The 21023-nt window shown below is 74.8% G+C and carries 11 protein-coding genes; 8 read left to right on the top strand and 3 right to left on the bottom strand.

Annotation, left to right across the window (positions count from 1 at the left end):
- Positions 1-29 precede the first annotated feature (29 nt).
- From J7W19_RS01295 to J7W19_RS01265, 7 genes are all read left to right on the top strand, one after another.
- A complete protein-coding gene (locus J7W19_RS01295) occupies positions 30-9689 on the top strand; it encodes a non-ribosomal peptide synthetase (protein ID WP_210455241.1) in 9660 nt (3219 codons plus the stop codon).
- Positions 9690-9751: 62 nt separating this feature from the next.
- The gene (locus J7W19_RS01290) at positions 9752-9961 is read left to right on the top strand and encodes an MbtH family protein (RefSeq protein ID WP_004945011.1); all 210 of its coding nucleotides are present in this window, start codon (positions 9752-9754) and stop codon (positions 9959-9961) included.
- A 93-nt stretch (positions 9962-10054) separates the two neighbouring features.
- Positions 10055-11962 (top strand): ABC transporter ATP-binding protein, encoded by a 1908-nt coding sequence (locus J7W19_RS01285; RefSeq protein WP_004945008.1) that lies wholly within the window; start codon positions 10055-10057, stop codon positions 11960-11962.
- Positions 11955-13664, top strand: a complete 1710-nt coding sequence (locus J7W19_RS01280) for an ABC transporter ATP-binding protein (protein ID WP_004945006.1) — start codon at positions 11955-11957, stop codon at positions 13662-13664. Before J7W19_RS01285 ends, J7W19_RS01280 begins: the two co-directional genes overlap by 8 nt.
- A 142-nt stretch (positions 13665-13806) precedes the next feature.
- Positions 13807-14640, top strand: coding sequence for a siderophore-interacting protein (locus tag J7W19_RS01275; protein ID WP_004945005.1), 834 nt, complete (start codon positions 13807-13809; stop codon positions 14638-14640).
- The gene (locus tag J7W19_RS01270) at positions 14637-15713 is read left to right on the top strand and encodes a FecCD family ABC transporter permease (protein WP_004945002.1); all 1077 of its coding nucleotides are present in this window, start codon (positions 14637-14639) and stop codon (positions 15711-15713) included. Before J7W19_RS01275 ends, J7W19_RS01270 begins: the two co-directional genes overlap by 4 nt.
- Positions 15710-16813, top strand: a complete 1104-nt coding sequence (locus J7W19_RS01265) for a FecCD family ABC transporter permease (protein WP_004944999.1) — start codon at positions 15710-15712, stop codon at positions 16811-16813. Before J7W19_RS01270 ends, J7W19_RS01265 begins: the two co-directional genes overlap by 4 nt.
- Before the next feature lie 40 nt (positions 16814-16853).
- On the opposite strand, the gene J7W19_RS01260 is transcribed toward J7W19_RS01265, so the two are convergent.
- The 3 genes from J7W19_RS01260 to J7W19_RS01250 form a co-directional block, all read right to left on the bottom strand.
- Entirely contained in the window at positions 16854-17912 is a 1059-nt protein-coding gene (locus tag J7W19_RS01260) for a tartrate dehydrogenase (RefSeq protein WP_004944997.1), read from the bottom strand.
- Positions 17913-17982: 70 nt separating this feature from the next.
- On the bottom strand, positions 17983-18870 hold the full coding sequence (locus tag J7W19_RS01255) for a LysR family transcriptional regulator (protein WP_004944992.1): 888 nt from the start codon (positions 18868-18870) through the stop codon (positions 17983-17985).
- A gap of 91 nt (positions 18871-18961) precedes the next feature.
- The gene (locus tag J7W19_RS01250) at positions 18962-19534 is read right to left on the bottom strand and encodes a GNAT family N-acetyltransferase (protein ID WP_004944989.1); all 573 of its coding nucleotides are present in this window, start codon (positions 19532-19534) and stop codon (positions 18962-18964) included.
- Between the two features lie 200 nt (positions 19535-19734).
- Here J7W19_RS01250 and J7W19_RS01245 point away from each other — a divergent pair, with 200 nt between their 5' ends.
- The gene (locus tag J7W19_RS01245) at positions 19735-21003 is read left to right on the top strand and encodes a benzoate/H(+) symporter BenE family transporter (protein WP_004944987.1); all 1269 of its coding nucleotides are present in this window, start codon (positions 19735-19737) and stop codon (positions 21001-21003) included.
- The last annotated feature ends 20 nt before the right edge of the window (positions 21004-21023 follow it).

Below are 21023 nucleotides of genomic sequence, written 5' to 3'. Positions count from 1 at the left end.
CCTCTCCCTCCTGGACCGAGAACCCCACCATGAATGACGCCACCGCACCGATCCAGGCCGACTCCGCAGCGGGCTCCGCGTTGGAGGACGTCTACCCCCTGTCCTCCCTCCAGGAGGGCCTCCTCTTCCACGCCGTCTACGACGAGGACGCCCGCGACGTCTACGTCGTCCAGTCCCACCTCGACCTCGAAGGCCCACTGAAAACGGCCGACTTGACGGCAGCCGCCGACGCCCTGCTGCGCCGCCACGCCAACCTGCGCGCCGGCTTCTGGTACGACGACGGCGAGGAGCCCGTCCAGTTCGTCCCGCGCCACGCCGACACCCCCGTGCGCGAACGCGACCTCACCGCCCTCGCCGCCGACCCGGCGGCACAGGAGGACGCCGTCCGCGCCGCCATGGCCGAGGACTGGAACCACCGCTTCGACCTCGCCGAACCGCCCCTCCTGCGGCTCACCCTGCTGCGCCTGGCCGACGAGCGCGCCCGCCTGGTCATCACCTGCCACCACCTCCTCCTCGACGGCTGGTCCATGCCGATCCTGGTCCGGGAGCTGCTCACCCTCGTCGGCTCGCGCGGCGACCTCGCCGCCCTCCCGCCCGTCCGCCCCTACCGCGACCACCTCGAACTGCTCGCCACCCGCGACACCGAGGCCGCCCGCCGGGCCTGGGCCGCCGCCCTCGACGGGTTCACCGAACCCCATCCGGTGGCCCCCGGCGCCGCCCTCGGCGCGGCCGTCGAACCCGGCGCCGTCGAGACCGAGGCCGGGCCCGAACTCACCGCCGCCGTCACCGCCGTGGCCCGCGCCCGCGGCCTGACCCTCGGCAACGTCGCCCACACCCTCTGGGGCGTCCTCGTCGGCTCCCTCACCGGCGCCGCCGACGTCGTCAGCGGCACCACGGTCTCCGGCCGCCCGGACGACCTGCCCGGCGCCGACACCATGGTCGGCCTGTTCATCAACACCCTGCCCGTGCGCGTCCGGCTCGCCCCCGACGCCACCCTCGCGAGCACCGCCGCCGCCGTCCAGGCCGAACAGGCCGCCCTCATGGACCACCAGCACCTCGGCCTCGGCGGCATCCAGCGGCTCACCGCCGTCGACGGGCCGCTGTTCGACACGCTGCTGGTCGTCGAGAACTACAGCGGCAGCGACGACGTCTCCGACACCCTCGGCACGGCCGCCGCGGGCAGCGGCCTGCGCGTCACCGGCCTCGGCGCCCGCGACGCCACCCACTACCCGCTGACGATGTCCGTCCTGCCCGGCGCCACCCTGCGCCTCGAACTCGGCTACCGTCCCGACCTGTTCGACGAGACGACGGCCCGCCGCGTCACCGACCGCTTCCTGCGCCTGCTCACCCTCTTCGCCGAGCAGCCCGACACCCCGCTCGCCCGGCTCGACACCCTGCTGCCCGGCGAAGGCGCGGAGCTGACCGCCGCCGCCGACGGCGGCGAGCACCCCGTCCCGGCGGGCACCGTCACCGACCTGTTCACCGCGCAGGCCGCCCGCACCCCCGACGCCACCGCCCTCGCCGGACCGGCCCTCGACGGCGGCACCGAGCGGATCACCTTCGCCGAACTCGACGAGCGCTCCGACCGGCTCGCCCGGCTGCTCCGCGACCGGGGCCTCGGCGCCGAACGGGTCGCCGCCCTCGCCCTGCCCCGCACCACCGCGTCCGTCACCGCGATCCTCGCCGTCCTCAAGGCCGGCGGCGCCTACCTGCCGCTGGACCTCGACCATCCCGACGAGCGCCTCGCCCTGCTCCTGGACGACACCCGGCCCGCCCTCCTCGTCGCCACCCGCGAGGTCGCCGCCCGGCTCCCCGAACTCCCCGGCACCGCCGTCGTCCTCCTCGACGACCCGGACGTCCACGCGGCCCTCGACGCGCTGCCCGGCGGACCGCTCACGGACGCCGAGCGCGGCGGACCGATCGCCCCCGGCCACCCCGCGTACGTGATCCACACCTCCGGTTCCACCGGCCGCCCCAAGGGCGTCGTCATCGAGCACCGCGGCCTCACCGCGCTCGCCCACGACCACCTCGACACCGTCTTCGCCGCCGCCGTCCGCGCCACCGGCCGCGACCGGCTGCTCGCCCTGCACACCGCCTCGTTCTCCTTCGACTCCTCCTGGGAACAGCTCATCTGGCTGATCGGTGGCCACGAGCTGCACGTCCTCGGCGAGCACGCGCGCCGCGACGCCGAGGCCGTCGTCGCGTACGCCCGGGAGCACAGCGTCGACACCCTCGACGTCACCCCCACCTACGCCCAGCAGCTCCTCGACAGCGGCCTCCTCGACGCCGACGCCCCGCACCGCCCGGCCGTCCTGCTGCTCGGCGGCGAGGCCGTGCCCGAGGCGCTGTGGGCACGGCTGCACCCCGCACCCGGCCTGACCTGCGTCAACTACTACGGGCCCACCGAGTTCACCGTCGACGCCCTCGCCGCCGACCTCGCCGACAGCCCCACCCCGACCGTCGGCCGGCCGCTGCGCAACACCCGCGCCCACGTCCTCGACGCCTGGCTGCGGCCCGTGCCCGTCGGCGTCCCCGGCGAGCTCTACCTCGCCGGCGCCCAGCTCGCCCGCGGCTACCTGAACCGCCCGGCCGCCACCGCGTCCCGCTTCGTCGCCGACCCCTACGGCCCGGCCGGCAGCCGCATGTACCGCACCGGCGACCTCGTCCGCCGCCGCCCGGACGGCGGCCTGGACTTCCTCGGCCGCACCGACGACCAGGTCAAGATCCGCGGCTACCGCATCGAACTCGGCGAGATCGAGGCCGTCCTGGCGGAGCAGCCGGCCGTCGGCCACGCGGCCGTCCTGGTTCGTACGACGGCGTCGGGCGTCAAGCGCGTCGTCGCCTACGTCGTCCCCGCCCCCGGCGCCACCCCCGACACCGGGGAACTGCGGGCCGTCTGCGCGGCCCGGCTGCCCGAGTACATGGTGCCGTCCGCCTTCGCCGTGCTCGACGCGCTCCCGCTCAACGTCAACGGCAAGATCGACCGGGCCGCGCTCCCGTCCGACGACGCCCTCGACTACGCCGGGCACACCGACGACCGCGAACCCGCCGACGCCACCGAGGCCCTGCTCTGCCGGATCTTCGCCGAGGTCCTCGACCTGCCCCGGGCCGGCGTCCACGACGACTTCTTCCGCCTCGGCGGCGACAGCATCACCTCCATCCGCCTCGTCGGCGCCGCCCGCGCCGAGGGCCTCGCCCTCAGCCCCCGCGACGTCTTCGAGGGCCGCACTCCGGCGGGGCTCGCCGAGCGCGCCCGCGGGGAGGACACCGCCACCCCGTCCGCCGTTCACGAGCTGCCCCGGCCGAGCGACGAGGCCCTCGCCGCCGCGCCCGCGGGGGCCGAGGTCTGGCCCCTCTCCCCGCTCCAGCGCGGCCTGTTGTTCGAGGCCCTGTACGACGAGGACGCGCTCGACGTCTACACCTCCCGCGACGTCGTCACCCTCCGCCGGCCCGTCCCGCTCGACGTGCTGCGCACCGCCGTCACCGCCGTCCTCGACCGCCACCCCAACCTGCGCGCCGGGTTCCTGCACGACGGCCTCGACGAGCCCGTCCAGTACGTCCCGGACGCCGTGGACGTGCCCCTTACCGAGGCCGACCTGCGCGACCTCGTCCCGGAAACGGCCGAGGCCGAACTCGCCCGGCTCCAGGCAGCCGAGGCCCGCACCCGCTTCGACCTGACGAACCCGCCGCTGCTGCGCCTGGTCTCGGTCCTCACCCCCGACGGCCGCCAGCACATCCTCGTCACCAACCACACGCTGCTGTGGGACGGCTGGTCGTCCGGGCTGTTCCTCCAGGAACTGCTGGCCCACTGCCACGCGCTCGTCACCACCGGCTCCCTCGCGAGCCCCGAGGGCGAACAGCCCCTCCCGTACCAGGACTTCCTCGCCTGGCTGCACGCCCAGGACACCGCCGCCGGCGAGGAGGCGTGGCGCGCGGCCCTGGCCGGCGTCGAGGAGCCCACGCTCGTCGCCCCGCACGCCCGCGAGCGCGCCTCGCTCCTCCCCGAGGAGCACTCCACCGAACTCACCGCAGAACTGAGCGCCCGGGTCACCGGCTGGGCCCAGACCCACGGACTGACCCTCAACACCGTGCTCTCCGGCGTCTGGGGCCTGCTGCTCGCCGGAATCACCGGCCGGCAGGACGTGGTCTTCGGAACGACCGTCTCCGGCCGCCCCGCCGACCTGCCCGGCATCGAGCGGACCGTCGGCATGTTCCTCAACACCGTCCCCGTCCGCGTCCGCCTCGACCGCGACGAGACGGCGGCCCGCCTCCTCACCCGCCTCCAGCGCGAACAGGCGGCCCTCCTGCCGCACCACCAGCTCAGCCTGGGCGCCATCCAGCGCACCACCGGCCTCGGCCGCCTCTTCGACACCCTCCAGGTGCTCCGCAACACCCCCGTCGACCAGGACGAGCGCGACCGCGTCGGCGAGGCCCTGGGCGTCGAGGGCGTCACGGACGTCGACGCCACGCACTTCCCGCTCATCTTCACCGCCAACCCCGGTGAGCGGATGACCCTGGAATGGAAGTTCCGTCCCGACGCCTTCGACCGCGCCACGGTCGAGGAGCACGCCGGGCGGCTCGTCACCCTGCTCGACCGGATCACGGCCGGTCCCGACGTGCCCGTCCGCGCCCTGGACGTGCTGACCGGGCGCGAGCGCGGGCTGGTGCTGGGGGAGTGGGCGGCGACGGACCGGGAACTGCCGGAGAAGTCGGTGGCCGACCTGCTCGCCGAGCGCGCCGCCGCCGTCCCGGACACGGTCGCCCTCGTCGCCGGGGACCGCGCCTGGACCTACGCCGAGCTCGACGCGCGGATCAACCGCCTCGCACGGCTGTTCCTCGCCCGGGGCGCCGGACCCGACCGGGTGGTCGCCCTCGGGCTGCCCCGATCGCTCGACATGGTCGCCGCGCTGTTCGCCGTCCTGCGCGCCGGTGCCGCCTACCTGCCGCTGGAGCTCGACTACCCGGCCGACCGCCTCGCCTCCATGGTCGCCGAGACCCGTCCCGTCGTCCTGGTCACCGACTCGACCGTCCGCGGGCGGATGCCCGACGTCCGCGGCGTCCCGGTCGTCGAGCTCGACGACCCGGCCGTGACCGCCGAACTCGCCGCGCTCTCGGGTGAGTCCGTGGACGCGGACGTCGACCTGGATGCCGCCGCGTATGTGATCTTCACGTCGGGTTCGACGGGTCGGCCGAAGGGTGTGGTGACGCCTTATCGGGGTTTGACGAATATGCAGTTGAACCATCGTGAGGCGATTTTCGAGCCGGTGGTCTCGGCCGCGGGTGGGCGGCGGTTGCGGATCGCGCATACGGTGTCGTTCTCCTTCGACATGTCGTGGGAGGAGTTGTTGTGGCTGGTCGAGGGGCACGAGGTGCACGTCCTTGACGAGTCGCTGCGGCGGGACGCGGAGGGGCTGGCGGCCTACTGCGCCGAGCACGAGGTCGACGTCATCAATGTGACGCCCTCCTATGCCCAAGCGCTCGTGGAATGCGGCCTGTTGGACGGCGACCGGCACCGGCCCGTCCTCGTCCTCCTCGGCGGCGAGGCCGTGCCCGAGTCGCTGTGGACGCGCCTCAAGGAGACTCCCGGTCTCATCGGCTACAACCTCTACGGGCCGACCGAGTACACGATCAACACCCTCGGCGGCGGCACGCTGGACAGCGACACGGCCACCGTCGGCCGTCCCATTTGGAACACCCGCGCCCGCGTCCTGGACGCCTGGCTGCGGCCGGTCCCGATCGGTGTGCCGGGCGAACTGTACGTGTCCGGTGTGGGCCTGGCGCGCGGTTACCTCGGCCGTCCCGGTCTGACGGCGGGGCGTTTCGTGGCGGATCCGTTCGGTGAGCCGGGTGCGCGGATGTACCGGACGGGTGATGTGGTGCGGTGGCGGGGGGACGGGCTGCTGGACTTCCTCGGCCGGGTCGACGATCAGGTGAAGGTCCGGGGTTACCGGGTGGAGCCGGGGGAGATCGAGGACGCGCTGACCGCGGATGGCTCCGTGGCGCGGGCCGCCGTCGTGGTCCGCGAGGACACCCCGGGCGTCAAGCGGCTGGCCGCCTACCTGGTCCCGGCCGGTGCCGTGGACGTGGCGGCGCTGCGCCGGTCGCTCGCCGCTTCGCTGCCGGAGTACATGGTCCCGTCGGCGTTCGTCGTCCTCGACGCGCTGCCGCTGACCGTCAACGGCAAGCTCGACCGCAAGGCCCTCCCCGCCCCCGACCTCGGCGGCACCGGCCGCGCCCCCCGCACCGAGCGCGAGGAACTCCTCTGCGCCCTCTTCGGCGAGGTGCTGGGCGTCCCCTCGGTCGGCCCCGACGACCACTTCCTCGACCTCGGCGGGCACTCCCTGCTCGCCACCCGCCTCGTCAGCCGCGTCCGCGCCGAACTGGGCACCGACCTCGCCGTCCGCGACCTCTTCGAGGCCCCGACCCCGGCCGCCCTCGCCGAGCGCACCACCCCCGGCGCCGACCGCCGCCCCGCCCTGACCCGCCGCGAGCGCCCGGCCGAACTGCCGCTCTCGCACGCCCAGCGGCGCATGTGGTACCTCCGGAACCTCGACGGCTCCGGGGCCGCCTACAACGTCCCGCTCGTCGTCCGCGTCAACGGCGCGCTCGACGAGGACGCGCTGCGGCACGCCGTCGTCGACGTCACCCGGCGCCACGAGAGCCTCCGCACGGTCGTCGGCGAGCACGAGGGCCGGCCCGTGCAGCGGATCCTCGACGCGCCCGACCCCGCCGACGCGCTGCACACCGCGAAGACGACGGACGAGACGCTGACGGCGGACGTCGAGGCGGCCGTCCGCCACGCCTTCGACCTCGCGCGCGAACTGCCGCTGCGGGTCACGGCGTTCGAGGTGACGCCCGAGGACCACGTCCTCGTCCTCCTCTTCCACCACATCGCCGGCGACGAGTGGTCGATGCTGCCGTTCATCGACGACCTCACCGCCGCGTACACCGCCCGCGCGGCGGGCACGGCACCCGGCTGGGAGCCGCTGCCCGTGCAGTACGCCGACTACACGCTCTGGCAGCGCGAGCTGCTGGGCGACCCGGCCGACGAGCACAGCGCACACCACCGGCAGACCGCCTACTGGCGGCAGGCCCTGGACGGGCTGCCTGAGGAACTCGCCCTGCCCCGCGACCGGGCGCGCGGCCGGGACACCGGCCACCGCGGCGACACCGTGCGCGCCCAGGTGCCGCCGGCCGTCTACCGCGGCCTCCGCGACGCCGCGACGGCCACCGGCACCACCACGTTCATGGTGCTCCAGGCCGCCGTCGCCACGCTCCTCCACCGGCTGGGCGCCGGCGACGACATCCCGCTCGGCGCGCCCGTCGCGGGCCGCTCGGACGCGGCGCTCGACGGTCTCGTGGGCTTCTTCGTCAACACCCTGGTGCTGCGGAACGACCTGTCCGGCGACCCGACGTTCGCCGAACTCCTCGGCCGCGTACGGGAGAACGACCTGGCCGCCTTCGCCCACCAGGACCTGCCGTTCGACAGCCTCGTCGAGGCGCTCAACCCGCCGCGCGCTGCCGGCCGGCACCCGCTGTTCCAGGTGATGCTCGGGTACCAGAACAACGACGGCCGCGCCGGCCGGCTCCTGGGCCTGGAGAGCCGCATCCTGCCCTTCGAGCTCGGCGCCGCCAAGTTCGAACTCGACTTCAACTTCGAGGAGACGCCCACCGCCGAGGAGATCGACATCGCCTTCGAGTACGCGGCCGACCTCTACGACCGCGTCACCGCCGAGGCCCTCGTCGAACGCCTCCTCTCCCTCCTCGCCCAGATCGCCGAGGACCCGCACCGCCGTGTCGGCACCCTGGACGTGCTGACCGGGCGCGAGCGCGACCTGGTCCTGGGGGAGTGGGCGGCGACGGACCGGGAACTGCCGGAGAAGTCGGTGGCGGAACTGCTGGCAGAGCGCGCGGCGACCGTCCCGGACGCGGTGGCGCTGGTGGCCGGCGGGCGGGTCTGGACCTTCGCCGATCTTGACGCCGAAGTCAACCGGCTGGCGCGGCTGTTGGCGGCCCGGGGTGCCGGTCCCGAGCGGGTGGTGGCGCTGGGGCTGCCGCGTTCGCTGGAGATGGTCGCGGCGCTGTTCGCGGTGCTGCGGACCGGGGCGGCGTACCTGCCGCTGGAGCTCGACTACCCGGTGGACCGACTCGCGTTCATGGTCGCCGAGACCCGTCCCGTCGTCCTGCTGACCGACTCGACCGCCCGGCACCGGATGCCGGATGTGCCCGACGTCCCGGTCGTCGAGCTGGACGACCCGCGCGTCGCAAAGGAGTTGGCCGACTTCCCGGCCGGTCCCGTGGACGCGGTCGTCGACCTGGATGCTGCCGCGTATGTCATTTTCACGTCGGGTTCGACGGGTCGGCCGAAGGGTGTGGTGACGCCGTACCGCGGTTTGACCAATATGCAGCTCAATCACCGTGAGGCGATTTTCGAGCCGGTGGTTGCGGCCGCGGGTGGTCGGCGGTTGCGGATCGCGCATACGGTGTCGTTCTCCTTCGACATGTCGTGGGAGGAGTTGTTGTGGCTGGTCGAGGGGCACGAGGTGCACGTTCTCGACGAGTCGCTGCGGCGGGACGCGGAGGGGCTGGCCGCCTACTGCGCCGAGCACGCGATCGACGTCATCAATGTCACGCCGTCCTACGCCCAAGCCCTGGTCGAGTGCGGCTTGTTGGACGAGGACCGGCACCGGCCGGCGCTCGTCCTGCTGGGCGGTGAGGCCGTCGCGGAGTCGCTCTGGACGCGGCTGCGCGACACCCCCGGCGTGATGGGCTACAACCTCTACGGGCCGACCGAGTACACGATCAACACGCTCGGCGGCGGCACGCTGGACAGCGACACGGCCACCGTCGGCCGTCCGATCTGGAACACCCGCGCCCGCGTCCTCGACGCCCACCTCCGGCCCGTGCCCGTCGGCGTCCCCGGCGAGTTGTACGTCTCCGGCGTCGGACTCGCCCGGGGCTACCTCGGCCGTCCCGGTCTGACGGCGGGGCGTTTCGTGGCGGATCCGTTCGGTGAGCCGGGTGCGCGGATGTACCGGACGGGTGATGTGGTGCGGTGGCGGCAGGACGGGTTGCTGGACTTCCTCGGCCGGGTCGACGATCAGGTGAAGGTCCGGGGTTACCGGGTGGAGCCGGGGGAGATCGAGGACGCGCTGACCGCGGATGCCTCCGTGGCGCGGGCCGCCGTCGTGGTCCGCGAGGACACCCCGGGCGTCAAGCGGCTGGCCGCCTACCTGGTCCCGGCCGGTGCCGTGGACGTGGCGGCGCTGCGCCGGTCGCTCGCCGCTTCGCTGCCGGAGTACATGGTCCCGTCGGCGTTCGTCGTCCTCGACGCGCTGCCGCTGACCGTCAACGGCAAGCTCGACCGCAAGGCCCTCCCCGCCCCCACGGCCGCCGACACGGCCGTCGGCCCGACCGGCCGGGCCCCGCGCGACGCCGTGGAGGAGACGCTGTGTAACGTCTTCGCCGAGGTGCTCGGACTGCCCGACGTCGGCGTCGACGACGGCTTCTTCGACCTCGGCGGCCACTCGCTGCTGCTGATGTCCCTGCTGCACGGCGTCCGTGACGCGTTCGGCCCCGGCGTGACCGTCACCGACCTGCTGGCCCGGCCCACTGTCGCCGAGCTCGCGGCCTTCCTCACCGCCCGGTCCGGCGAGGAGGCCCCGGAGACCATCACGGCCCCTTCCTGAACCACCCCAAGATCACCAACAATCGACACGAACCACTCCACCTCACCAAAGGAGCACCGCAGATGAGCGCCACCAACCCCTTCGAGGACAACGACGCCCGCTACTACGTCCTCGTCAACGCCGAGAACCAGCACTCGCTGTGGCCGGTGTTCGCGGAGGTCCCGGCCGGCTGGACCGTCGTGCACGGCGAGGACAGCCTCCAGGGCTGCACCGAGTACGTGGACGCCAACTGGACGGACATGCGCCCGGCCAGTCTCGCCGCGCGGTCCTGACCCGGACCCCCGCCCCCGCCCCGCGCGGTCCGGACCGGTCGTCCCGGCCGGACCGCGCGGTCGAACCACCCCTCGGATCGGATACCTGACGTCGTGAGCACCCACCCCGCCCAGCCGGAGCACCGCCCCGGCCACGCCGACCGTCCACCGGGCGACCGGCCGGCCGACGAGCCCGCGAAGGACCGGGCCCCCACCGACGAACGGGCGCCGGCCACCGGGCCGGTGGCCGAACAGGCATCGGCCGCCGTCGACGAGGCGGCGGCCGAGGACGACGACCCGAAGAGCCTCCCCGCCGAGCGCCGCCGCCGCGCCCGCCGCCTGCTGCGTGGCTCGCTGCGCCCGCACCGGGCCACGCTGTTCGCCGCGATGGTCTCCGCCTGCCTCCGCCAGGTCGCGCTGCTCGCCGTCCCGTGGTGCGTCCAGCGGGCCCTGGACGACGGCATTCAGAAGGACGACAACCGGGTGCTGCTGCTGTGGTCCGGCGCCACCGCGCTCGCCGCCTGTGTGCAGTTCGCCGGGCTGTACGGCTGGCAGTACTGGGCGAGCGTCACCGACGCGCGGGTCGGTGCCGACCTGCGGTCGCGGCTGCTCGGCCGGCTGGCCGGGCTCGACCGGGCAGCCCTCGCCGAGCGCGGCCACGGCGACCTGGCCATGCGCGCCACCCGGGACACCGACATGGTCCGGGAGTGGGTGCACGGCCTCTCCGTCTGGGTGGTGCTCGCCACCACCTTCGCCGTCGTGCTGCCCGGCCTGGCCGCGCTCGACCCCGTCCTGCTGCTGGTGACGGTGGGCATGCTGCCCTTCCTCACCTGGGTCAACCTGTACTTCCCGCGCCGTTTCGGCGCCGCCAGCGACGAGCTGTCGGCCGCCCACGGCGACCGCGCCGAGGCCGTCGCCGACCTGCTCCAGGTCGGCACCGGGCTGCGCGGCACCGGCGGCCACCGGCCGCTGCTCGACCGGCACGACACCGCCAGCGCCACGGTCACCGACAAGACCGTCAAGGCCGCGCGGATCGAGGCGGACTGGGCCGCCGTCGCGCCCTTCGTGCCCCGGCTGGCCGTCGCGGTCGGCGTGGGCGTCGGCGGACTCGCCGTCCTCGACGGCCGGCTGACCATCGGCGGGCTGGTCGCCTTCACCTCGTGGATGGCCACCGTCACCCTGGCCACCCGCGTCCTCGTCACCCGGCTGCTGGAACGCGGCCAGGCCGACGTGGCCGCCGCCCGGATCGACGAGGCGCTGTCCCTCACGTCCACCGTCACCGACCCGGCCGAGCCGGTCGCCCTGACCCCCGGCGGTGACCTGGAGCTGTCCGGGGTCAGCGCCGTGCGCGACGGCGTCACCGTCCTCGCCCCGCTCGACCTGACCGTCCGGCGCGGCGAGTTCGTGGCCGTCCAGGGCGCCACCGGCTCCGGGAAGAGCACCCTGCTGCGGCTGCCCGCCCGGCTGGACGACCCGGCCACCGGCGCCGTCCGCTACGGCGGCACCGACCTGCGCGACGCCGCGCTCGACGACGTCCGCCGCCGGATCGGCTACGTGGCGCAGCGGCCGCTGCTGCTGTCCGGCACCGTCGCCGAGAACCTGCGGCTCGGCCGCGACCTGTCCGACGAGGCCCTGCGGGCCGCCTGCGAGACGGCCTGCGTCCACGACCAGATCGCCGCCATGCCCGAGGGCTACGACACCCCGCTCGGCGAGAGCGGAACGGCCCTGTCCGGCGGGCAGATCCAGCGCCTCGCCCTCGCGCGCGGGCTGCTCGGCGACCCCGAGGTGCTGGTGCTGGACGACTGCACGTCCGCCCTCGACACCACCACCGAGGCCCTGGTCCTCAAGCGGCTGCGGAGCTGGGCCGAGGGCCGTACGGTCCTGTTCGCGACCCACCGGACGGCCGTCCTGGAGGCCGCCGACCGCGTCGTCACCCTGGCCGACCGCGGCACCACCACCCCGAGAGAGGCCGCCGCCGTGCCCGCCCTGTCCGCCGCGCACCCGGAGGCCGACCGTGGCTGAGCCCGTACTCCTCGACGGCCGGCCCGACGAGCGGCACGTACTGCGCCGGGCCGCCCCCCACCTCCGTCCGCACCGGCGGGCCCTGATCACCGCCGTCGTGGTGGGCCTCGCCGACTCCGCCGCGCTGGTCGCCGTCGCCCCCCTGGTCGGCCGCGCCACCGACGCGCTCGACCACCACGACCGCACCGGGCTGCTGGTCGCCGCCGGGGCGCTGGTCGCCCTCGCCGTCGTCCAGCTCGGCCTGGCCCGCTCCGGCGAACTCCTGCTCGCCAAGGCCGGCGAGAACGTCGTCCGCAGCCTGCGCGAGCGGTCCGTCGCCAACCTGGCCTCGGCGCCGCTGCGGTTCCTGGAGTCGCACCGCACCGGCGAACTGCTGCGCCGCACCACCGGCGAGGTGGCCGCGCTGGCCGCGTTCGTCCGGATGCACCTGCGGAACCTGGTGTCCGCCACGGCCACCCTGGTGTTCACGCTGTGTGTGCTGTTCTTCTACTCCTGGCAGCTCGCCCTGGTGCAGCTGGTCGTGTTCGTCCCGCCTGCGCTGCTGGCGATGCGCTGGTTCCAGCGGGACGCGTCCGCCGCGTTCGGCGGGAAGGCGACGGCCGAGGCCACCGTGGCCGCCACGTTCACCGAGACCCTCGCCGTCCGGGAGGCGCTGCAGACCGCCGGCGGACTGCCCGGCTGGATGCGCCGCTTCGGGCGGGAGAACGCCGTCGCGGTGACCGCCGCCCGGCGGGCGGTCCGGGTGGAGAACCGCATCGACCTGGTGAGCCTGATCGAGGGCGTCGCGCTCGTCGCGCTGCTCCTCTTCGGCGGCTGGCAGGCGTCGCGCGGCGACATCAGCATCGGCACGGTCGTCACCTTCGTCCTGGCCAGCCGCAACCTCTTCGACTCCTTCTCCGACCTGTCGCAGCTCGTCGGGCATGTGCAGACCGCGCGGACCGGGCTGGCCCGGCTGCTGGACCTGCTCGCCGCCACCGAGCGGGTCAAGCCCGCGGCGCCCGCCGCCGGGAGCGCGGCGGACCTGCCGGTCCGGGGGGAACTGCGCTGCGAGGGCGTGGAGTACGGGTACCAGGACGGCACCCGGGTGCTCTCCGACGTGTCCCTGGCCTTCCCGGCCGGTGACCGCGTCGGTGTCGTCGGCGAGACGGGTTCCGGCAAGACCACCCTGTCCAAGCTGCTCTGCGGGCTCTACGCCCCCGACCGGGGGACCGTCACGTTCGCCGGTACGGACCTGCGGGAGCTGTCCGAGGCCGAACTGCGGCGCCGCGTCGTGCTGGTGCCGCAGGAGGTCCGCATGGTGACGGGTACGGTCGCCCGCAACCTGGAGCTGGTGCACAGCGCCCCGGACCGGGCCGCCATGGAACGGGCCGTCCGCGAGCTGGGGCTGGAGGACTGGCTGCGCGACCTCGGCGGCCTGGACGCCGAGGTCGGCGTCCGGGGCGAGCGGCTGTCGGCGGGGGAGCGGCAGATCGTCGGACTGCTGCGGGCGGCGCTCGCCGACCCCGCGGTGCTCGTCCTCGACGAGGCCACTGCCGACATCGACCCGGTGACGGCGGCCCGGCTGGAGCACGCCCTCGACGGCATGAGCGAGGACCGCACCCTGATCGTCATCGCCCACCGGCCGGCCACCATCGCGCGGCTGCCGCGGGTGATCCGGCTCGAACAAGGGCGGGTGGCCGGGCGGATGGCGTGCGGCTCATGATCTGGGTTAGGGTAGCCTAACCTCGGTCGGGGAGGTTGGCCCGACCGACGAGCCGATCCCCGTCGGCCCCCGGCGCGTACCACCGCGCCGGGGGTCGCGGTGGTACCGCCCCGCCGAACGCCCGACCGGATTGGGATGATCGATGACCACCGACACGCTGCTCCCGCGCATGCGCATCGTCCGCCACCCCCTCAAGTACCGCTTGCTGGAAGTGCGGAAGGTCGACCGGATCACCCCCTCCACCGTACGCGTCACCCTCGGCGGCCCCGACCTCGACGGCTTCTGCGAGCAGGCGCCCACCGACCACGTGAAGCTCTGCTTCGCCCACGACGGCGCCGAACTCCCCGTCGAGCCGGTCGTCGTGAACGACACCTGGATGGACGCCCCCGTGGAGCCCATCACCCGCGACTACACGGTCCGTCACTACCGGCGCGACGCCCGCGAGCTGGACGTCGACATGGTCCTGCACGGCAGCGGCGTCGGCTCCACCTGGGCCGAGCGGGCCCGGCCCGGCATGCGGCTCGGCGTCCTCGGCCCGCGCGGCTCCGAGGTGCTGCCCATGGTCCACGACTGGTACCTGCTGGCCGCCGAGGAGACCGCCCTGCCCGCCCTCGCCCGCTGGCTGGAGAAGCTCCCCGCCGGCGTCCGCGTCATCGCCTTCGCCGAGGTCCCGGGCCCGGAGGACGAGCAGACCTTCCGCACCGCCACCGACCTGTCGCTGACCTGGCTGCACCGCGGCACCACCCCGGCCGGCCACAGCGACCTCATCGAACGCGCCATCCGCGCCGCCGAACTCCCCACCGACGGCCTCGGCTTCGCCTGGGTCGCCGGCGAGGCGACCTCCCTCAAGCCCGTCCGCCGCTACCTGCGCCGTGAGCTCGGCCTGGCCAAGGAGCAGGTGGACGTGGACGGTTACTGGAAGCGCGGCGTGGAGAACCACGACCACCACGAGGACGAAGAGCACGAGCACGCGTGAGCACGACCGCCCCGGCCGTCACCGGCTCACCCGCAACCCCTCCCGTCTCCGCGCCGCCCCGGGCCGGGCGCGCCTGGCACGCCCGCCGGGCCGCCGGACTGCTGGCCTGCGTCGGCCTCGTCCTCGTCCTGGCCGTCCTCGGCATCGGCATCGGCGCCAAGAGCATCGCGCCCGGCGACGTCGTGCACGCGCTGCTGACCCGGGACCCGCGGAGCGACGACTGGATCGTCGTCCGCACCTCCCGGCTGCCGCGCAGCCTGTTCGGCATCGTCATCGGCGCGTCCCTCGGCCTGGCCGGCGCCCTGATGCAGGCCCTCACCCGCAACCCGCTGGCCGACCCCGGCCTGCTCGGCGTCAACGCGGGCGCGGCGGCGGCCGTCGCGGGCTCCACCGCCCTGCTCGACCTCGACTCCTTCTCCGCCTACGTCTGGGCCGCCCTGCTCGGCGCCGCCGTGGCCGCCGCCGCCGTCTACCTGCTGGGCACCCGCGGCCGGTCGCGGGCCACGCCCGTCCGGCTGGCGCTCGCGGGCACGGCCGTCTCCGCCGTGCTGACCGCCGTCGTCAACGGGCTGATCCTGCTGGACCCGCTCACCCTCAACCGGTTCCGGTTCTGGCAGATCGGCACGCTGGCCGGACAGTCCGGCTCCGTCCTGGTCCGGCTCCTGCCCTTCCTGGGCGCCGGCGCCCTGCTGGCCGCGCTGCTGGCCCGGCCGCTCAACGCCATCGCCCTCGGCGAGGACACCGCCCGCTCGCTGGGCGCCCACCCGGGCCGCACCCAGTTCGCGACCATGGCGGCGATCACCCTGCTGTGCGGCGCGGCCACCGCCGCCGTCGGCCCGATCGCCTTCGTCGGACTGGCCGTTCCGCACCTCGCCCGGCTGATCACCGGCCCCGACCAGCGCTGGCTGCTGCCCTACAGCGCCGTCCTCGCCGCGGCCCTGCTGCTGGCCGCCGACATCGTCGGCCGCGTCGTGCTGGCCAACGAGGAGCTGGAGGCCGGCGTCGTCACCGCGTTCCTCGGAGCGCCCCTGTTCATCGCCCTCGTCCGCCGCAAGAGGATCGCCCAACTGTGACCAGCAGCACCACGCCCGCGCGCCCCGCCGCCGGCCCGGCGGCGCGGCACCGGCGGCTTCCTATCGGCGCCCTGCGCCTGCCCGGGCCCGGCAGGACCCTGTCGGTGCGCTGGGACCCGCGCGCCACCGCCGTCGGCGCCCTCCTCGCGCTGGCCGCCGCGGCCGTCGGCGTCTGGACGCTGACCACGGGCGACTTCCACGTCCCCGTGTCCGACGTGCTGAAGGTGCTGGCCGGCGAGCACGTCCCCGGCGCCGACTACATCGTGGGCGAACTCCGGCTGCCCCGGCTGCTGACCGCGCTGCTGGTCGGCGCCGCCCTGGGCCTGTCCGGCGCCCTCTTCCAGACCATCGCCCGCAACCCGCTCGGCAGCCCCGACGTCATCGGCTTCACGGTCGGCTCCGCCACCGGCGCCCTCGTCACCATCCTGGTGCTCGGCGCGGGCGCGGCCTCCGTCGCCGTCGGATCCGTCATCGGCTGCGCGGTCACCAGCGCCGCCGTCTGGCTGCTCGCCTGGCGCGGCGGCGCGGCCGGCTACCGGCTGATCCTGGTGGGCATCGGCGTCAGCTCGCTGCTCACCGCCGCCAACTCCTACCTGATCGCGCGGGCCTCCTTCAACGACGCGCAGAGCGCCCAGGTCTGGCTCACCGGCAGCCTCAACGGCCGCGGCTGGGAGCACGTCTGGACGATGGTGGCCACGCTGGCCGTCCTCGGCCCGGCGGCCGTGCTGCTCGGCCGGCCGCTGCGGATGCTGGAGATGGGCGAGGACACCGCCGCCGCGCTGGGGGTGCCCGTCCGGCGCGTCACCTCCGGCGCCCTCGCCGTGGGCGTGGGGCTGACGGCGCTGTCCACGGCCGTCGCGGGGCCCGTCCCGTTCGTCGCCCTGGTCGCACCGCAGGTCGTCCGCCGGCTCACCCGGGCCACCGGCCCCAACCTGCTCGCGTCCACGGTCATGGGCGCCCTGCTGCTGTCGCTCAGCGACATCGCGGCGCAACGGATGCTGGCGCCCACGCAGTTGCCCGTCGGGGTGCTGACGGGTGTCGTCGGCGGCTGCTACCTGGTGTGGGTGCTGGCCCGGCAGTGGCGGTCCGGGCAGGGCTGAGCGGGGGCGGCGCCGCCCGCTCCGGCCCCGGTACCGGCCGTCAGAGGAAGGCGAGCAGCCTGTCCGTGAACTCGGCGGTGGTCGCGGTGCCGCCCAGGTCGGGGGTGCGGACGTCGGTCCCGGCCAGGAGCGAGACGACGGCGTCCGTGACGTCCCGGGCCGCGGCCGGGTGGCCGAGGTGATCGAGCATCATGGCGGCCGACCGGATCGCGCCCAGCGGGTTGGCGACGCCCCGCCCGGCGATGTCGGGCGCCGAGCCGTGCACCGGCTCGAACATCGAGGGGAACTCCCGCTCGGGATTGAGGTTGGCCGCCGGAGCGATGCCGATGGACCCGGCGACCGCCGCCGCGAGGTCGCTGAGGATGTCGCCGAAGAGGTTGGAGGCGACCACGACGTCGAACCGGCCGGGGTCGAGGACGAACTTGGCCGCGAGCGCGTCGATGTGCTCCCGCTCCCACGGGACGTCCGGGAACGCGGCGGCCCGCTCGGCGACGATCCGGTCCCAGAACGGCATGGTGTGCACGATGCCGTTCGACTTGGTCGCGGAGGTCAGCCGCCCGCCGCGGCGGGCGGCGAGCGCGAAGGCGTAGTCCAGCACGCGGGTGACACCGGCCCGGGTGAACACGGCCTCCTGGACGGCCGTCTCCTCGGGGAGACCCCGGTTGAACAGGCCGCCGATCTCGCTGTACTCGCCTTCCGTGTTCTCCCGCACGACGACGAGGTCCACCTCGCCGGGACGCGCGCCGCGCACCGGGCCGTCGACGCCCTCGAAGACGCGGACGGGCCGCAGGTTCACGTACTGCCGGAAGGCGCGCCGGATGGGGATGAGCAGGCCCCACAGCGAGACGTGGTCGGGCACCCCGGGGTGTCCGACGGCGCCCAGCAGGATCGCGTCCCGGTCGCGGAGCCGGTCGATGCCGTCGTCGGGCATCATCGCGCCCTCGCGCGGGTACCGCTCGCAGGACCAGTCGTCGTACGACGTGTAGGTGAGGGTGAGGCCGTGGCGGCGGGCGACGGCGTCGAGGACCAGGCGTGCGGGGGACAGCACTTCGGGGCCGATGCCGTCCCCGGGGATCAGGCCGATGCGGTGGGTCGTCATGCCGTCGATTCCAGCAACGGGCTCCGGGCGGCGTCCAAGACGCAGACCGGATGCGCCTGATAAGGAACGCCTATCCGTCGGTCGGAGTGGGCGTGGCCGCCGACCAGAACGCCGCGGCGGCGGGGGAGAGGACTCCTCGCCGGCTCACGAGGAAGACCCGCAGCGCGGCCGCGGGTTCGATGTCCAGGACCTCGGCGCCCGTCCGCCGGGCGACGTCCCGCCACGCCTCGGTCACGACCGCGAGCCCGACCCCGGCCAGCACCAGCGGCAGCAGGGCCACCCGGTGCTCGGTCTCGGCCGTCACGGTGAAGTCGACGCCCCGGTCCCGCAGGGAGTCGACGTACGCCCGCATCCCCGTCCCCGGACGTCCCACGATCAGCCGCCGACCCGCCAGCTCCTCGCACCGCACCCGGTCCCGGCCGGCGAAGGGCCCTCCGGGCGGGGCCAGCAGCACGAAGCGCTGCTCGCCCAGCACGCGCGAGCGGACCTCCGCGTCCGGCACGGCACCGGCCGTCGCGAGCAGGCCCAGTTCCACGGCCCCCGTCCGCACGGCCTCGACGACGTCGCGGGCGGTGAAGGCCGCGCCGACCGTCACCACCACGCCGGGGTACCGCTCGGCGTAGGAACGCATCAGCGTGGTGAGCGGCTCGATCGCCTGGGACGGCATCGCCGCGATGTCCAGCCGCCCCGAGCGGAGTTCGCGCACGGACGCCACACTCGCGCGCGCCGCCTCCAGGCTCCGCACCGCGGCGCGGGCCGGGTCGATCAGCGCCCTGCCCGCCTCCGTCAGCACCACTCGGCGGCCGATCCGGTGGAACAGCTCCGCGCCCACATCGCGTTCGAGCGCCCGCACGGCCTGCGACAGCGACGGCTGCGACACGTAGAGCGCCGAGGCGGCCCGGCCGAACCCGCCACGGTCGACGACCGCCAGGAAGTACTCCAGTTGCCGGACGTCCACCCCTTCCTTCCCCTCCCCTCCGGCTCCCCATCGGGCGGCTTCCCGACGTCACCGCGTGCGCAGCGTACGCGGTCGGGGCCGCCGGGCGTCCCTACGCCCTGTCGTCCGCGTACTCCGGCCGGTTCGGCGGGAAGGGCTCGTCCTCCAGGAAGGGCAGGTCCCGTACGAAGATCCGCGAACCGCGCGCCGGATCCAGCGCGGCGGCCCAGGGGCGGGGCGCCGCCGAGGCGTCGGTCTCCCGGAACCCGGCGCGGAGGAACGACCGCCCGCCGCCGGTCGTGGCCGCGAAGACCCCGCTCGCCGGGCGGGCGGCGGCCTCGGACAGCAGGGCGGCCAGCAGCCGCGAGCCGACGCCGCGGCGCTGCCGGTCGGCCCGGACGCAGAAGTTGTGCAGGACGGCGGCCGGCTCGTCCGGGTAGGTGCGCAGGGCCACACAGCCCTCGGGCGTCCCGTCCGCGTCCTCCGCCACCAGGAACTGGTCCGCCGTCAGCTCGTAGAGCCGCCGGGACCGCCGGCGGAGCGCGCCCGAGCGCATGAACGGCTCGGAGAGCGCGTAGAGCGCGGCGGCGTCGGCCGGCCGGGCCGCGCGGACGCGTCCGGGGTCCCGTTCGCCGAGGGGCGCGAGGGCCGGAGGGCGGACCTCGTGGGGGAACGCCGTCGTCACGGTGGCACCTTTCCTGTCGCCGACTGTTGGTTAGGTCAGCCTAACCTAAGTCGATGTTGGAGGTGGGTGGGGGTGGGGTCCGGGCCGGCCGCCGGGCCGGGCGCGGGCGAAGTCCCCGTCGGCGCCCCCGCTTTGAACCGGGTGGAAGCCTGATCACCGGCGCTATACCGTCAGGGGCCCGCGACAGGAGAGGACCCCCCATGACCTCGGGCACCAGCAGCTCCACCGATCCCGCCACCGGTCTCGTCACAGGATCCGACGACACGTCCGGGGCGGCGCCCCCCGACCGCCCGCGCCTCTTGCGCGACGCCTCCCTCTCCGCCGTACTCGCCGGCCTGGTGGCCGTCGTGGTGTCGTACTCCGGCCCGCTCGCCATCGTCCTCACCGCCGCGCGGGCCGGGCACCTGGACACCGCGCAGACCGGCTCCTGGGTCTGGGCGATCTCCCTCGGCAGCGGCCTCACCTGCCTCGGGCTGAGCCTGTGGACCCGGATGCCCGTGATCACCGCCTGGTCCACGCCCGGCGCGGCGCTCCTGGTGACCGGACTGGGCGCGTACTCCTACCCGGAAGCCATCGGGGCGTTCCTGGTCACCGGAGTGGCCATCACCGTCGCCGGGCTGACCGGCGTGTTCGGCCGGCTCATACGCCGGGTGCCGGCCGCCGTCGTCTCGGCCATGCTCGCCGGCATCCTCTTCCCCTTTGGGGTCGGCGTGTTCACCTCGCTGAAGACCGCGCCGCTCGTCGCCGGCTCCGTCCTGCTCGCCTATCTCCTCGCCAAGCGGTGGCTGCCGCGGTACGCCGTCCTGGCGGCCCTGGCGGTCGGCGTGGTCTGCGCCGCCGCCGACTCCCGCCTCGATGTGCACCTGGACGGGATCGAGTTCGCCCGGCCGGTGCTGACCGCGCCGCACTTCTCCGCCGCGTCCCTCATCGGCGTCGCCGTCCCCCTCGCCATCGCGACGCTGGCCTCGCAGAACGCCCCCGGCATGGCCGTCCTCACCGCGTCCGGCTACCGGCCCGACGACCGCCTGCTGATCGGCACCACCGGTGCCGTCTCCACCCTGCTCGCCCCCTTCGGCTCGCACGCCGTCAACCTCGCGGCCATCACCGCCGCCATCTGCACCGGCCCCGAAGCCCACCGGGACCCGCGCCGGCGCTATGTCGCTGGCGTCGCCTGCGGGGTGTTCTACCTGCTCATCGGCGTCTTCGGGGCGACGCTCGTGGTGTTCTTCGCCGGACTGCCCAAGGAACTGGTCGCCGCGGTCGCGGGTGTCGCCCTCCTCGGGGCCCTGTCCGGCGGACTGACCGGAGCCGTCCAGGACGCCGAGGACCGCGAGGCGGCCCTCGTCACCTTCCTGGCCACGGCCTCCGGCGTCACCCTCTTCGGCATCGGATCCGCCTTCTGGGGACTGGTCCTGGGCATGGGCGCACACCTCGTGCTGGCGTACCGGCGACGGGCCGCGACCGCCTGAACCGCGGAACGACCCGGGAA

The sequence above is a fragment of the Streptomyces mobaraensis NBRC 13819 = DSM 40847 genome (genome assembly GCF_017916255.1).
In the GTDB taxonomy this organism is placed as follows: domain Bacteria; phylum Actinomycetota; class Actinomycetes; order Streptomycetales; family Streptomycetaceae; genus Streptomyces; species Streptomyces mobaraensis.
Note: the sequence above shows the minus strand (reverse complement) of the source record. Positions and strands in the feature narration are given on the sequence as shown.